The organism is Nocardia sp. NPDC127606, from assembly GCF_042671725.1.
In the GTDB taxonomy this organism is placed as follows: Bacteria; Actinomycetota; Actinomycetes; order Mycobacteriales; family Mycobacteriaceae; genus Nocardia.
Genome location: NZ_JBHXWQ010000007.1, coordinates 108584 through 123527, shown reverse-complemented (window position 1 = coordinate 123527; position 14944 = coordinate 108584). Strand labels below are relative to the sequence as shown.

Below are 14944 nucleotides of genomic sequence, written 5' to 3'. Positions count from 1 at the left end.
GAGGCGAATGTGTTCGCCGAGTTGACACAATGGGCAGACACCGTCGTGCGGCGGCGATATCCGGTGATCTTGATAATGGTGACCGGATTGCTGGCACTGGGCACCTACGGGCTCGGACTCGGCGCGGATCTCAGTTCGAAGGGGTTCGACGATCCGTCCTCGGAATCGGTGCGCGCGGCGCACGTGCGCGACAACGCGTTCGGCCGTGATCACAGCAGCGACGTGATCCTGCTGGTGCGGGCGCCCGAAGGCACCACCATCGACGATCCGGCTTTCGCCGCGACGGTCGTGGCGGGCCTGAACAGTCTGCCGCAGCGGTTCCCGGACGAGATCGACCGCGTCAACGGCGCGTATTGGCCGACCGATACCGGCGTGGCGATTCCCGAGGTCTTCGGTTCGCCCGACCGTGACTACGCGTTCGCCTCGGTCGCGGTCAGCGGCCTCGACCCCACCGAGCAGGGCCGCAACTACCGCAGGATCGCCGAGGAGTTCGTGATCCCCGGAGTCGAGGTCGAGCTCGCCGGCGGACAACCGGTCGCGCTCGCGTTGAACGACACCATGGTTCAGGATCAGCGCCGCGTGGAGTTGTTCGCCGTCCCCGCGGTCGCGATCCTGCTGTTCTTCCTGTTCGGTGGCGTCGTCGCCGCGGCGCTGCCGCTGATCGTCGGCGGACTCACCATGCTCGGCGCGTGGGGACTGCTGCGCTGCCTCACCGCGGTCACCGAGGTGAACTCTTTTGTCTCCCCGGTTGTTTCGATGATCGGGCTCGGCCTGGCGATCGACTACGGACTGTTCGTGCTCAGCCGGTTCCGCGAGGAACTCGCCGACGGACGCACTGTCGACGATGCGGTCCGTCGCTCGGTGACCACGGCGGGACGCACCGTGTTGTTCTCCGCCTTGATCGTGGTGGTCGCGGCAGCCGGGATTCTGGTGTTCCCGCAGGGCTTCCTGCGATCGTTCGCCTACGGCGCGATCATCACCATCTCCCTGGCCGCACTGACCTCGATCACCCTTCTCCCCGCGATGCTGGCTGTCCTGGGCAGGCGCGTCGACTGGCTCGGCGTCGACTGGTTCCGCAAACCGGTCGCGAGCGATCGTGTATCCGACAACGGCTGGGGCCGATTCGCCGCGGGAGTCATGAAACGCCCACTGGTGGTGGCCGTTCCGATCTGCCTCGGTCTGCTGCTGCTCATCGTCCCGATCCAGAATCTGGCATTCGGTTCCATCAACGAGCGGTTTCTCCCGCCGACCCATCCGACGCGCCTGGCCCAGCAGCACTTCGACGAACTGTTCCCACTGCGCCAGATCGACCCGATCGACCTGGTCATCGTCACCTTCGACCCCGCAACCGCCGATACCGTGCGCGCCGACGCCAACCACGCCCCCGGCCTGGCCGCGCCGTTCGCCGAACCCATGCGGTCGCCGTTCCAGCCCCAGGTCCTCACCACCCAGACCGTGCTCGACGGATCCGACGACGCCGAGGCGACCATCGACTATCTGCGTTCGATGCCGTTGCCGCCCGGCACGACGCTGATGGTCGGTGGGCAGCCCGCCGTGGAGAAGGACAGCATCGACGCGCTGGTCGAGCGGATGCCGCTGATGATCGCGTTCGTTTTCCTGGCCAGCACGCTACTGCTGGCGCTGACATTCGGTTCGCTGGTGCTGCCCCTCAAAGCGGCCGTGCTGAATCTGCTCGGGCTCGGCGCCACCCTGGGCGTGCTCACCTGGGTCTTCATCGATGGGCACGGCGCGGGGGTGTTCGGCTTCACCCCGCAACCGATCATGTCGCTGGTCCTGGTCGTGATCGTGTCGGTGGTCTACGGGCTGTCGACCGACTACGAGGTATTCCTGCTCTCGCGCATCGTCGAAGCCAGGGCCGCGGGTGCCTCCACCACCGAAGCCGTGCAGGCGGGTATCGCCCGGACGGGCCGCATCATCACCGCGGCCGCGGTGATCCTGCTGGTGGTCACCGGCGCGTTCGCGCTGTCGGATCTGCTGATGATGCAGTACATCGCCTTCGGCATGGTCACCGCGCTGTTCATCGACGCCACCATCCTGCGGATGGTGCTGGTCCCCGCGTCCATGCGGCTGCTCGGGGACGCCTGCTGGTGGGCGCCGGCGTGGCTCGAACGCCTGCGGCCCGCGCCCGAACACGAAACCCTCGCCCACCCGACACCTTCCGGAGCTGCTCCGACGCCAGTGCGCGGCGACCGGGACTGAACCCGCGGAGTACCACCATGAACGTCCGGAGCGGCACCGTCGAGGTGCCCGCCGCCCCCACCCGCACGCTGCCGGCCTTCGCGTGGCGCGAGGTGTCGATCGTCGCCGCCGTGGCCGCGACCCTGTTCCTCGCCAGGATCGACCGCTATCGGATCGGCGGTGACGAACTGTATTTCCTTGCGGCCGGACGACATCCGTCGGTGAGCTATGCCGATCAGGGCCCGTTGGTTCCGCTGCTGGCGGCACTGTCGGACCATCTCGCACCGGGATCCACGGTCGCGCTTCGATTGCCCGCGCTGCTGTTCACGGTGCTGGCCATCGTGCTCAGCGCGGTGATGGCCAGGGAGTTCGGCGGCGGCCGACTCCCCCAGACTGTCGCCGCGCTCGCCTACGCGACCACGCCGATGGCGGTGATGCAATCGGCGATGCTGAGCACCTTCGCCCTCGACATCACCTTGACGGCGGTGCTCGCCTGGCTGCTGATCCGCTGGGTGCGCACTCGCGAGGACTACCTGTTGGTCGCGGCGGGGTTCGTCGCCGCCGTCGACTTCCAGGTCAAATGGCTGATTCCGATCATCTGGGCGGTGCTCGCGCTCGGCGTGGCCGTGTTCGGGCCGCGGGAGATGCTGCGCAGGCCCGCGTGGTGGCTCGGCTCGAGTCTGCTCGCGGGGTCGGCGGTCCCGATTCTGTGGTGGCAGCACAGCAATGGCTGGCCGCAGTTGGCGATGGGCGCGATCGTGCGCGATGAGCAACTCGCCACCGCCGGGGTACTCGCGGCGCCATGGACGATGATTCAGGTCACCGGGGCGGCCGGTCTGCTGTTGCTCGCCGGGATGTGGGCCGGGCTGCGCGCGCCGCGGTTCCGTCCGTACTACTTCCTGATCCCGATGATCGCGATCGGGCTGGGCGCGGTCGTGCTCGCGGGTCTGCGCCCCTATTTCGTGGCCGGTGCTTTTCCCGGCCTGTTCGCCGCGGGCGCGGTGTATGTGGCAGACCGGGGTTTCACGCGACGCGGCGCGATCATCGGCGGCGGTTTCGGCGCGCTCGCGACCGCGATCTGCGTCGCGCTCGTCGTCGTGCTGCCCCTGCCGGAGTCGGCGTTGCGGCAGTCGACGAACGACTATTCGCAGATCCACTCGCGCAGTGTGCTTTTCGGGCCGAGCGGTTGGGACGACCTGGTCACCGCGGTTGCCGAGGCCTACGACCGGATTCCGACGCCACAGCGCGCGGACCTGGTGATCGTGACCCAGAACTATTGGCAGGCAGCGGCACTCGACGAATTCGGTCCTGCCGCCGGCCTCCCCGCGGTGTTCAGTCCGAATCGCGGCTACGGCTGGTTCGGCACCCCGCCCGACACCGCGACCACGGTGCTCTACCTCGGGGTCGACGGTCCCGACACCGCGCTGCGCACCCGTTTCACGCAGTCGACGCTGCTGACCCGCGTCGACGAACCCCTCGGCTTTCCCGGCGTGAACCGCGGCGTCGCGCTGTGGCTGTGCGACGGACCGGGGCAGCCGTGGTCGGCCCTGTGGCCCGACGCCAAGGAGCTCCGCCTGGTCGACGGGACGAGTCGGCATGGGCGATGACGACCCAGCAGTGAACGGAGACAAGACAGTGCGCAATTCGATGGTGCGACGGCTGGCGCTCACGGTGGCGGTCGCCGCCGCGGGCCTGCCCGTCGTCGCGACGGCGCAGGCGGCCCCGGATCTGGTGGCCGCCCGTGCCATGGCGGCGGCTCTGCCCGCGCCGAACGGGTCCTACGCCGTCGCGGCCGTGGCGAACGGGCGGGGCAAGGTGATCGATGTGACCGTGCACTCCGCGGCGATGAATCGACCGGTCACCGTCGCGGTCATTCCCGCCGCCGATCCCGAGGCGCCCGCCGGCTCGCTGTATCTGATCAACGGCGTGGACGGGGGCACCGACACCCCCGACTGGCGCGAGGGCAGCAACTGGTTCACCAAAACCGACGCCCTCGACTTCTTCGCCGCGAAACAGGCGAACATCGTGATGCCGATCGGCGGTGCGGGCACCTTCTACACCGACTGGCAGGCCGACGATCCCGGTACCGGACGCAACCGCTGGCTGACCTTCCTCACCACCGAACTACCGCCGATCATCGATTCGGCCTTCCACGGCACCGGCCGCGACGCGGTCGCCGGATTGTCGATGGCCAGCTCGGCGGTCTTCCGGATGGCACAGCAGGCACCGCTTCGGTTTCAGATGGTCGGCTCGTTCAGCGGCTGCATCCAGACCAGCAACCCGGCCGGACAGGCGATGGTGGCCTCGATCGTCACCGCGCGCCGCGGCAACCCGCTGAACATGTGGGGACCACCCACCGATCCGGCCTGGACGGCCAATGACGCGGCCCTCAATGCCGAGAAACTGCGCGGGGTTCAGGTGTACGTGAGTACGGGCAACGGCCTGCCCGGTCCGCTGGATACCTTGAACGGCCCTGGTATCCAGCGCAATCCGGTGAAACTGCTCGATCAGCTGCTCATCGGCGGCGTGCTCGACGGGATCACCGTGGTGTGCACCGCGTTGCTGCGCGAGCGCCTGGCCGCACTGGATATCCCGGCGACCTTCGATTTCCGCCCGGCGGGCACGCATTCGTGGGGCTATTGGGAACAGGACATGCACACCTATTGGGAACGTGCCGCCACACTGCTCGTCCCCTAGACACACGAAAATCGGGTGCACCGCGGCCAAGCCGTGCCGCGATGCACCCGAATCGTCTCCTCGTCTACAGGGAACCGCCACCGCCGATCAGCCACGGGTTGAACGTGCAGGTCAGGTTCGGGTTCTGCACCGGATCGAGCGCCCGCAGCGCGATCGACAAAGCACGCGGCGAGTACATCATCGTCAGGTGATCGGAGATGTCCTGCTCGCAACCTTCCTGCAGCACAACGTTGTTGACCGTCGAGCCGGGGCCCTGGTCGAGGAACGTCAGCTCGTACGGGTTCGTCACCTCGTCGTAGCGTGTGCCGACCACGGTGTAGTCGATACCGGGAACGGTGTCACCGTTGGCGTTGAGCGTCTTGACGAAATCCGAACCGACGGTCTGCTGGATACCGGCGTGGCCGACGAAGATCTCGATCGGACCCAGCACATCGATGCCCAGGTTGTTGACCATGCGGCCCAGGGCGCCGATGCCGTCGAGGCTGGTGCCGTGGTGGGTGGCGCCGAAGGTGATCAGCTTGTTCACCTTGGCCGCGCCGCCCTCGAACTTCGTGTACCAGTTCGCCATCGACCCACCCTGCGAGTGCGCGATGATGTCGACCTCGTCCGAACCCGTCGCGGCGAGCACGCGATCGACGAACGCCGCGGTTTGCTCGGCCGAATCCTGGATGTAGCCGGTGCCCATGACACCGGGCAGGAACGAACCGAGCCCGCCGCCCTCGACGATATTGGAACGGCCGTAGTTGAACGTGAAGGTGCAGTAGCCGGCGTCCTTGATCGGCTGACCCATGTAGGCGTAACCGTTGTAGGCGTTCATCCAGGTGCCGTGCAACAACACCACCGGGCGTGGATGCTGCGCGGTCGGCTTGCAATTCCAGTCGTTGGTGCCCGGAGCACCCGCGTCGGGATTGAGCAGGCCGTAGCCGAACGCGGGCAGGAACGCCGTCGACGCGGGGCCGATAGCGCCCGGGTCGGAGGAGTAGCCACCCGAGGAGCCCGAGCTGGAGCCGGAACCACCGAGGCAGTCGCCGGAGCCGTTACCCGAGCCCGCACCGCTACCGGAGGTACAGGCCGAACCCGTGCCGCCGAGCCCGCCATCGGTTCCCCAGGCCACGTCGCGGCCCTGGTAGATGATGTCGGCCAGCTGCTGTTCGGTGGGTTCGGACGCCGGGTCAGCCGCCGCCCCCGCCCCGGAGAGGGCGACAGCGACAACGCTGACGCCCATCAGTATTGCCGCACGCACCGAGCGTGTGCGGCCACGAGTAATGGTCATGCAAGGTCTGCCTTTCCGAATGCGAAAAAGGAATCGGCTCGTAAGCCGCCCCGAACGTATGCCGGAAAAACCGGTACGGAAATCGCTTCCGGCCAGGTGTGTGCACCTCACCATTCACCGTCGCGGAACACCATGGCCGCGCACAGGAAATATTATTCCGCGCAATGCGGACCACCTTTCGGAATATTTCCACGAGAATCAGTGCAGCAGATGGCCGAAAGGAACACCGATGCCACCGAAACCCGTCGACCGGCGAATCCGGCCGAAGCAGGAGCGGGCGAAGGCGACCCGGGAACACATTCTCGACACCGCCGCCGAACTGTTCGGCGAGCGGGGAATCGACAACACCTCCACCAATGTCATCGCGGCGAAAGCGCACGTCAGCATCGGCACGCTGTACCGCTACTTTCCGGAGCGGTCCTTTCTCGTCGACGAACTCCTCGATCGGCTCATCGCCGATGTCGAGCAGGAGTTCACCCAGCGTGTCTTCAGCATGCCCGTGGCGACGTCACCGAAGAGCAGCGAGGACTACGTCGCCATCGCGGCCGAGATACTCGAGGTCTTCGCCGACGTGCTGATCGCGAAGTCGGACCTGGTGCGCGCGCTCGTGGGCAGTGTGCAGTTCTACAGCAGCGGGCTACCCGAATTCGAGCCGCGATTGCGAATGCTGGTGAAGCTCATCGTGATCCAGTTCGTCGGGCCCGGCGACGACCGAGACAACGACATGATGTCCTGGGTCCTGGTCAACACCGGATTCGCCGCGGTCGTGCGCGCCTCGGCCGACGACGTCGCCGACGGCGACCGCGCCGCCGCCATCGACATGACCGCGCGGATGATCGGCACCTGGCTGTACGGCGAGACGCAGGGCCGCGAATAGCACGGGGGTTACACGGATACCTCGTCGCGAGACTGGAGGTCGGCGAGTACCAGGCGCAGCAATTGTTCGGCACGGATACGCTGCCAGCCCAGCATCGCGTGCGGACTGAACCTGGCTTCCTCGAACAGCGCGACCAGTTCGTGTGCGCCGTCGTCGTGCAGCACGCCGCTGTCGAAAGCCCGCTCCAACACTTCCCTCGGCGTATCCGAGATCAACGGCGCCGCGGCACGATCCGCGGCCAACCCGGCCTCCATGGCCACATAGCAGGCGATCACCGCGGTGCGCGGATCCTGACCGGGCGCGTTCATCGCGGCCAGTCCCATCTCGGCGGCTCTGGTCAGCGAGTCGACCGTGTTCGAAACCTCCTCCTCGGTCAGTTCCACGCTGTCGGCCAGCGGCGCCCGCCCGGCGACGGTGACGCCGACGAGACCGGCCACCGCGATGCCGATCAGCACGATCGCCAGGCCCGCGGCTCCCAGCAACGCCATCCCACTCAGGCGCGACGAGTCGACCGCCGAATCGACCACCTGCACATCGACAGCGGCGGGCGCTCCGGGCTGCCCGGTTTCCGCCGGTGTCACCGAGGCGACCGGTGTCGGCTGACGGCGGGCGCCCGGCAAGACGAACAGCATGGTGATACCGACCGCGAACGTCAGCGCGACGGTACTGAGCGCGATCGGGGCCAGCACCGCGAACCGCTTGAACGACAGCCGAACCCGCAGACCGTGCTCGACGGCCGGCATCGCCAACGGCAGCCGATGCTGGCTGACAATGACGCCCGCGAGCAAGATCACCACCGATACCAGTAGCAATACCGGCATCAACGCGACAGCGACCGGCGAAGTCCCACCGGTTCCACTGGGAACAACGGTCCCAGGTAAACGCCCGTGCAGCGCGATAATCGCCGCGACAATCAAAACGACTGCCGCGACCAGACGACCTATTGGCGCCAATATTTTTCCCACAGCCCTACCGCCGAACCCCTGGAAGCCACCCGAAATGCCCACATAGTGGCATTTCCCCCGGCCATCAGGAACCGACCGCACAAGATTTGGTCGAACTCCCTCAGCGTCCCCGGATTCCTTGTATCCGGCAACATTTCCTACCGCGAGGCAATGAATATCGCGGTGCGGTCATCTCTGCTGGGGGCGTCCCCACACCGTCGGGTCCGGCGGGGGCCAGCCATCTGCCCCCGGGAGCGGAAGGTCTGGCACCGCACTCGATCGATCGGGACTCGACGGATCGGCAACCCGCTGCCACCCACCTCGAAGCCGGCGCGGTGTCGGCGACGGAGGCGTCGCGGAGATCGGAGGCGCCACGACAGGAGGGGCCACGACCGGTGGCGGTGTAGGGCGCGGGCGTTGGCTCGGCTCGGTGCGACGCGAGCGCGTCACCCGCACGATCACGATGACGACGATGATCACGAGCACCGGAACCAGCAGGAGCGCGAGCCACGACAGGTAGCGCACGAGTTGCAAATATCTCGCCGACTCCGGCGGCAGCTCGGGCGACGGAGCCTGTGCGAGCACCGGACCCACAGTGTCATGTACGGCGAGAAGGACAGTGCTCACCGGACCCCCTCCCGGAAAACCAAGCGCCGCAAACGGATACCCGACCAGTGTGCACGCCGCCCGGCACCTCAGCATCGTTTCCGTGACCGGTTTCCCCGACAAACGCCGCGGCCTGGGGTGTGTCAGTCGGCGAGAAACCGGGCGGCGTTCGCGTGCGCCCAGCGATCGAACGTGGTGGCGGGGTGACCGGTGATGTCTTCGACACTGGTGATGGGCAGGGATTCCGGCGGCGGGGCGAAGTCGAGCAGGACGTTGTCGACATACCACGCGGTGTTGTCGCCCATGGTGGGTTGCAGCGCGGCGATGGTCTCCTCGCGAGTGGAGGTGCGGAAGGCGATCTCGCGGTCGAGAGCGTCGGCGAGGTGCGCGACCAGGTTCGCGCGAGTGAGGATCTGCGGGCCCACGAGGGAGTGCGCGCGGCCGAGGTGACCGTCCTCCAGCAGGGCGGTCGCGGCTACGGCGGCGATGTCGTTCATGGCGATGGGCGCACTGGCGGTGCCGGGGTGCGGCTCATGGACAGCACCGGTGTCACGGATCTGCTGAGACCACGTCAGGGTGTTCTCCATGAAGTCGGCGGGCCACAGATGAGTCCAGTCCAAGCCGCTGCCCTCGACGGCGTTACACACACTGCCCCACCAGCTTTCGGGCTCACCTGACAGATCCACGACGTGGCGCACCCCGGCCGCGCGGGCCAGCTCGAGGACCTCGGCGACATTGTCCGGCGACGGCGCGAGATACATCCGGTCGACGCCCTCGAATGCCGCGGGCAAGCCGGCCGGTCGTCCCAGATGCCCCCGCGCCACCTCGACACCGTCGGGCAGCGCCGCCTTGGCGGGGTTGATGGTCAGCGCGCGAATGTCGGTCGCACCGCGCGCGATCAGCTGGTCCACGACCATTCGCCCGATATTGGCCGTCGCCCCGGTAACCAGGATTGTCATCGGTTTCCCTCCGTCTCGGTTCGTCGAACCACTCGATCCTGCCAACGAAATCCGAGCGGCGCACATGGCAAATTCCGAGTCGATGCGACGCAGCTGTCGGGCGAATCCGGTTGTCGTCCAGGAGCCCGAGGACGAGTCGGAACGGCCGAGGGTCCCGTAGCACCGGAATATTTCCGGTAACCGTAACGATATCTACGGTGTGGCAATGTAATTCATCATTTATGTCGAAGTGATGATGTTTTTCCGGTATCACCGCTGGTGGGTTCCACGGAATCGCCGTCGATGCGAAAATGTCCTCGGACCGAGATCCGGTCCGGCAGAGGATGTTCCGCCGGATCTGGCGGGCAGACTGGAGGGGCAGGATGCATTTCTCGTCTCGAACAACTTCGGGCGCACAACGATTCGGCGTGATCGCCGTCCTCGCGGCAGGAGCTGTCGGCCTCGCGGCCACCACCACCGCGCAGGCCGCACCATCAGCCGCGGCGCCGATCGTGCAGGGCGTCGACAGCGGCGTGGCGTTCACCGCGAGTCCACTGGCCGACGGCTCCGGACTCACCGTGTCCGCCCCGGACGGCACGTTCCGGGTCGTGGGCGGTGCGGTCACGCTCACGAACCGGGAGGGCAACGTGGTCGCGGCCGTGCCGACCCGCATCATCACCGGAGCAGGCGATTTCGACCTGGTCGCGGGCATCTCGGCCGACGGCAGGTCAGCAACGCTGACTCCCACCGCCGCACCGGCCGTCGTCACCGCCAACATGGCCGAATTCGTCGACGCAGCCGGTGACACCGAGGCCCGTAAGCAGCACAACGCGGGCATCGGCGCGCTCATCGGCGCCGGCATCGGCGCAGTGCTGGGCTTCTTCCTCGGCGGAGTCGGCGCACTGGTGACCATCCCGATCGGTGCGGGCATCGGCGCCCTCATCGGCTACTCGACGCCGTAACGGCACAGGGTGGTGGCCGACCCGCGGGCGGCCCACCACGCGCGGCGTCAGCTCGGGCCTGCGCGCCCTGTTCGAGCCGAGCCTCTAGGGTCGTCAGCGCGGACGAACCGAGGAGAGGCAGCGATCATGAACGCGTCGAACGAGCGCACACCCAGTGGCTGGGAGAACATCACCGCCGCGGATCCGTCGCATTCGAGTCGGTATGTGGAGCGGTTCCGGGAGCTCGCCGCGCAGGGGACCGACATCGTGGGTGAGGCGCGGTTGATCGACGCGATGCTCGGGCGTGGCAGTCGAGTGCTCGACGCGGGGTGCGGGCCGGGGCGGACCGGCGGATATCTGCACGATGTGGGGCACACGGTGGTGGGGGTCGATGTCGACCCGGTGCTGATCGACGCGGCGCGCGCGGACCATCCCGGTCCGACGTGGCTGGTCGGCGACCTCGCCGAGCTGGACCTGCCCTTCGCCGACTTCGACGCCATCGTGTGCGCGGGCAATGTGATGACGTTCCTGGCTCCGTCCACCCGGTCGGCGGTGCTGGCGGGGTTCGCCGGGCATCTCGCGCCGGGCGGGCGGGTGATCATCGGGTTCGGTGCGGGCCGCGGCTACGAGTTCGCCGAGTTCCTGACCGACGCCGGATCCGCCGGTCTCACCGTCGACCTGCTGCTGTCGACGTGGGATCTTCGGCCCTTCACCGACGACTCCGACTTCCTGGTCGCGGTGTTCTCCCACGCACCCGGCTCTGGCACCCGAACTCGGACCGACGCATGATGGTCTCCGAGGAGTAGCAGACCAGGAGGCGCAGGTGTCCGAAACGACGGTGGACGAGGTGATGGCCGAGCTGGCCGCCATGATCCGCCAGGCGCGCACACCCAAGGTCCACGACTGGCTCGTCAACTATGTCGTGAAGAAGAACCCGCACGCCGAGCAACTGCGCGTCGCCTGGTTCGACGACCCGGACCCCGTGGTCGCGAGCGCCGGCTGGGCACTGACCACCGAACGAGTCGCGAAGAAGCCCGCTGGCCTCGACCTCACCGGTCTGCTCGACCTCATCGAAGCGCGGATGAAGACCGCACCCGCTCGCCTGCAGTGGGCGATGAACCACTGCCTCGCCCAGATCGGCATCGACCACCCCGACCACCGCGCCCGCGCCCTCGACATCGGCGAACGCCTCCAGGTCTTGAAGGACTACCCCACTCCCCCGGGCTGCACCTCGCCGTTCGCGCCCACCTGGATCACCGAGATCGTGCGTCGGCAGAGCGCCTAGCGGTTCCGGTGCGGGCACGCTCGCAGTGGCCGTGCTCGCGATCGTAGGTTGCCCGCGAGCGGCCGATGGCCGTTAGCGTGTCCGCATGGGTGTGGATGAGATCTGTGATCGATTCGTCGAGGACTACGCGGCCGCTGATCCGGTCACGGCGACCATGTTCGGCATCGCGGGACACGACGATCGCCTGACCGACTATTCGCCTGCCGGGCATGAGATTCGGGCGCGGATAGCGCGAAACGCGGTGCACGCCATGCTCGCCGCACAACCTACCGATGACGGCGAGCGGGTGGCGAAAGCGGTGTTCACCGAGCGCGTCGGGCTCGACGTGGAGATCCATGACGCCGGGCTCCCCCTCGCCGCGCTCAATGTGATCGAAAGTCCGGTCCAGCACATTCGGATGGTGTTCGACATCATGGCCGCCGAGACTGCCGAGGATTGGGCGGTGATCGCCGAGCGTCTCGCGGGGGTACCCGAGGCGCTGGCGGGCCTGCGGGCTTCGCTGCTGGTCGCGGCGGAGCGCGGACAGGTCAGTGCGCTGCGCCAGATCATCAAGGTCGCCGAGCAAGCGGACACCTGGGCGGGTTCCGGCGCGAACACGGGGTTCTTCACCACTTTCGTCGCCGCCTCGGAATCGGTGGACGGTGCGCCGCTGGCGCGCCTGCGGCAGGGCGCGCACGCCGCCGAACAGGCCTATGCCGCGCTCGCCGAGTTCCTGCGCGCCGACCTCATGCCGAGCGCGCCCGCCAAGGACGCCGTCGGCGAGCAGACCTACCAGCTCTGGTCACGCTATTTCACCGGCGCCGACCTCGACCTGCGCGAAGCCTACGACTGGGGCTGGGCGGAATTCGCCCGGCTCGAGGCCGAGATGATCGCCGTCGCCGCCCGAATCGCACCGGGCGCCTCCCTCACCGAGACGGCGGCAGTGCTCGACGCCGACCCGAAATACCGGGTGCGCGGGCAGGCCGAACTCCGGGCCTGGCTGCAGAAGGTGTCCGATGAAGCCCTGGAATCGTTGCGCGAGCAGCACTTCGAGATCCCCGATCAGCTCATGCGACTGGAATGCGCCATCGCTCCGCCGGGCGGGGTCGTCGGCGCGTATTACGTCGGCCCGACCGCCGATTTCAGCCGCCCCGGACGCATGACCTGGTCGGTGGAGCCGAACAAGGCGGATTTCACGACCTGGCGCGAGGTCAGCACGATCTATCACGAGGGTGTGCCCGGCCATCATCTCCAGATCGCGACCGCGGTGCACGAGGCGGATTCGCTGAACACCTACCAGCGGTTGATGTCGTTCACGTCCGGGCACGGCGAGGGGTGGGCGCTCTACGCCGAACGCCTCATGCAGGAACTCGGCTACCTCGACGACGACGGCCACCTGTTCGGCATGCTCTCCCAGCAGCTGTTCCGCGCCGCCCGAGTGGTCGTGGACATCGGAATGCACCTCGAATGGGAGATTCCGGTCGGCGCCGACTTCCACGAGGGCGAGCGATGGACTCCCGATCTCGGCCTGGAGTTCCTGCTGACGCGGACTCTCGAGGACGAAGCCACCGCTCGCGACGAGATCGACCGCTACCTGGGCTGGCCCGGACAGGCACCCGCCTACAAGATCGGCGAACGCCTGTGGCTGACGGCCCGCGAAGAGGCCAGGGCGCGCGCTGGAGCGTCCTTCGACCTGCGGCGATTCCACACGCGCGCTTTGCGATTGGGCGGCATGGGCCTGGACACGATGCGGGCACAACTCGCCGCCATGGAGTGAGCGGACATTCAGAACAGGCTGGTCTGCGCTGGTTCCGGCGTCGCCGTGATCGTGGAGTCGAGTTCGATGCGGCGACCGACGAGGCGGGTGTCGTTGACCAACACGAGTTCGCTCGCGCCCGCGGTATCCCGGCACGCGATGGTGTGGCCGTGCGCGGTCACCGCGTCGATGACGTATTCGCCCGGCTCCCCGGCGATTTCGGTGGCGACCGGGAATCGGCCGTGGGCCTGGATCGTGGCGTAGAAGTCCCGTCCGCCCGACCAGGCGATATCGGTGCGCGTGATGTCGCCGGGCAGCGTGCCCGCGGCGTGCTCGGCCGCGTCGGCGACCGCGGATTCCAGCACCGCCCAGGGACGCAGCGGTTTCGTGAGGATGCGGGTCTTGGTGATACCGGCGACCGCCTGCCCGATCCCGGCTCGCTCGGTCACCGTCCGTTCCAGATCTCGAACGTGTAGTCCGTCCGGGGAATCGGTGATGAACCGAGCGACCAGCGCACCCTGCTCGAAGAGGCGGCGATTGCGCCGCGACGCCGAGGCCGTACCGACCTTGGTCATGCCGTCCCCGAAATACGCGATGTAGAGGTGGTGTGGCTGCGACATGTAGTCGCGGACCTGTTCGGGCAATGCCGTGAGCGGACCCCGGTGGCTGTGCACCACCGACCACCCCTCGGTGACCCGGCACTGCTCGCACTGGCGCCCGGCGTCGACCCGTGCGCGACGGGGACAGGCGAGTCGTCCGCGACGTCCTCCGCCGAACCCGTTGTAGCCCAAGCAGAATCGCCCCGAATCGGTGATCCGGAACGCCAGCCGCGTGCCGATACCGGGCAGCAGCTCGGTGGTCCCGTCGTCGCCGAGCAGCTCGTAGAACCATCGCCCCTGCTCGTCCCAGCGAGTGCCGCAGTACAGGGCCGTGGAGGTCATCGGTCGAACCTACACCGGCCGGTCGGTGCGGATCACAAGTCGGCAGCCGAAAGATATCTGAACCACCAGTAACTCCCGCACGATTTCCCACACCATGAATCGGTCACCTACGTTGAGCGCACTCAGGGGGGCGAAACCGGTAAGGGGAAACAATGGACGATCTCGAGCTGCTACTCGACACGGCATTCACTGTGACACCGACCGTCCACATGGATTGCCTGACACAACAGCTGATGGTCGCCGTCGAATCCTGCTCGCGCAACGGAATCCCCTTTCCCCGGATTTGGGAGGAGGTCGAAGACGCACTCGACATGGTCCCGGCGGGTATCCCCGCCGAGTGGCGTTCAGAATTAAGGCTCTACCTCAGCGATCACGTGATTTCGGCATTCATGAATGTACCGGCCGACGCGAAACCGCTGCCCGGCGTGTGAGCTGTTTCGGACCGATGCCAATGCTCGATCACCGGCATTGGACAGATTCCAACGCACCGCCGCGCGAGCTCGGCCGC

Annotated in this window: 12 protein-coding genes and 1 pseudogene; 9 read left to right on the top strand and 4 right to left on the bottom strand. The window is 67.4% G+C overall.

All coding sequences use genetic code 11. The features are described from left to right. Nucleotides 1–9: 9 nt before the first annotated feature. The 3 genes from ACFVJ5_RS26875 to ACFVJ5_RS26865 are packed head-to-tail and all read left to right on the top strand — an operon-like array spanning nt 10 to nt 4896. Nucleotides 10–2220 (top strand): MMPL family transporter, encoded by a 2211-nt coding sequence (locus tag ACFVJ5_RS26875; protein WP_379224166.1) that lies wholly within the window; start codon nt 10–12, stop codon nt 2218–2220. A gap of 17 nt (nt 2221–2237) precedes the next feature. Then, the gene (locus tag ACFVJ5_RS26870) at nt 2238–3806 is read left to right on the top strand and encodes an ArnT family glycosyltransferase (protein WP_379224164.1); all 1569 of its coding nucleotides are present in this window, start codon (nt 2238–2240) and stop codon (nt 3804–3806) included. Between the two features lie 28 nt (nt 3807–3834). Then, entirely contained in the window at nt 3835–4896 is a 1062-nt protein-coding gene (locus ACFVJ5_RS26865; RefSeq protein ID WP_379224162.1) for an alpha/beta hydrolase, read from the top strand. A gap of 64 nt (nt 4897–4960) precedes the next feature. Here ACFVJ5_RS26865 and ACFVJ5_RS26860 read toward each other — a convergent pair whose 3' ends face one another. Next, complete coding sequence (locus tag ACFVJ5_RS26860) at nt 4961–6169, bottom strand: esterase/lipase family protein (RefSeq protein ID WP_379224160.1); 1209 nt, start codon at nt 6167–6169, stop codon at nt 4961–4963. Between the two features lie 229 nt (nt 6170–6398). On the opposite strand from ACFVJ5_RS26860, the gene ACFVJ5_RS26855 reads away from it, so the two are divergent. After that, a complete protein-coding gene (locus ACFVJ5_RS26855; protein ID WP_379224158.1) occupies nt 6399–7046 on the top strand; it encodes a TetR/AcrR family transcriptional regulator in 648 nt (215 codons plus the stop codon). Between the two features lie 8 nt (nt 7047–7054). On the opposite strand, the gene ACFVJ5_RS26850 is transcribed toward ACFVJ5_RS26855, so the two are convergent. Next, nucleotides 7055–7867: a DUF4129 domain-containing protein gene (locus ACFVJ5_RS26850; protein ID WP_379224157.1), complete on the bottom strand. Its 813-nt coding sequence runs from the start codon at nt 7865–7867 to the stop codon at nt 7055–7057. Between the two features lie 872 nt (nt 7868–8739). Continuing rightward, nucleotides 8740–9555, bottom strand: a complete 816-nt coding sequence (locus ACFVJ5_RS26845; protein WP_379224155.1) for an NAD(P)H-binding protein — start codon at nt 9553–9555, stop codon at nt 8740–8742. 407 nt (nt 9556–9962) lie between these two features. Between ACFVJ5_RS26845 and ACFVJ5_RS26840 the strand changes: the two genes are divergently transcribed. The 4 genes and pseudogenes from ACFVJ5_RS26840 (at nt 9963) to ACFVJ5_RS26825 (ending at nt 13516) form a co-directional block, all read left to right on the top strand. Then, a complete protein-coding gene (locus tag ACFVJ5_RS26840; protein ID WP_379224153.1) occupies nt 9963–10496 on the top strand; it encodes a hypothetical protein in 534 nt (177 codons plus the stop codon). Between the two features lie 126 nt (nt 10497–10622). Then, entirely contained in the window at nt 10623–11264 is a 642-nt protein-coding gene (locus tag ACFVJ5_RS26835; RefSeq protein WP_379224151.1) for a class I SAM-dependent methyltransferase, read from the top strand. Next, a pseudogene (locus ACFVJ5_RS26830) lies at nt 11224–11760 on the top strand (DNA alkylation repair protein); the annotation flags it as partial. The gene ACFVJ5_RS26835 and the pseudogene ACFVJ5_RS26830, both read left to right, overlap by 41 nt. A gap of 85 nt (nt 11761–11845) precedes the next feature. Continuing rightward, nucleotides 11846–13516: a DUF885 domain-containing protein gene (locus tag ACFVJ5_RS26825; protein WP_379224149.1), complete on the top strand. Its 1671-nt coding sequence runs from the start codon at nt 11846–11848 to the stop codon at nt 13514–13516. Between the two features lie 8 nt (nt 13517–13524). Here ACFVJ5_RS26825 and ACFVJ5_RS26820 read toward each other — a convergent pair whose 3' ends face one another. After that, nucleotides 13525–14436, bottom strand: coding sequence for a hypothetical protein (locus ACFVJ5_RS26820; RefSeq protein ID WP_379224148.1), 912 nt, complete (start codon nt 14434–14436; stop codon nt 13525–13527). A gap of 152 nt (nt 14437–14588) precedes the next feature. On the opposite strand from ACFVJ5_RS26820, the gene ACFVJ5_RS26815 reads away from it, so the two are divergent. Next, nucleotides 14589–14867, top strand: coding sequence for a hypothetical protein (locus tag ACFVJ5_RS26815; RefSeq protein ID WP_379224146.1), 279 nt, complete (start codon nt 14589–14591; stop codon nt 14865–14867). Nucleotides 14868–14944 lie beyond the last annotated feature (77 nt).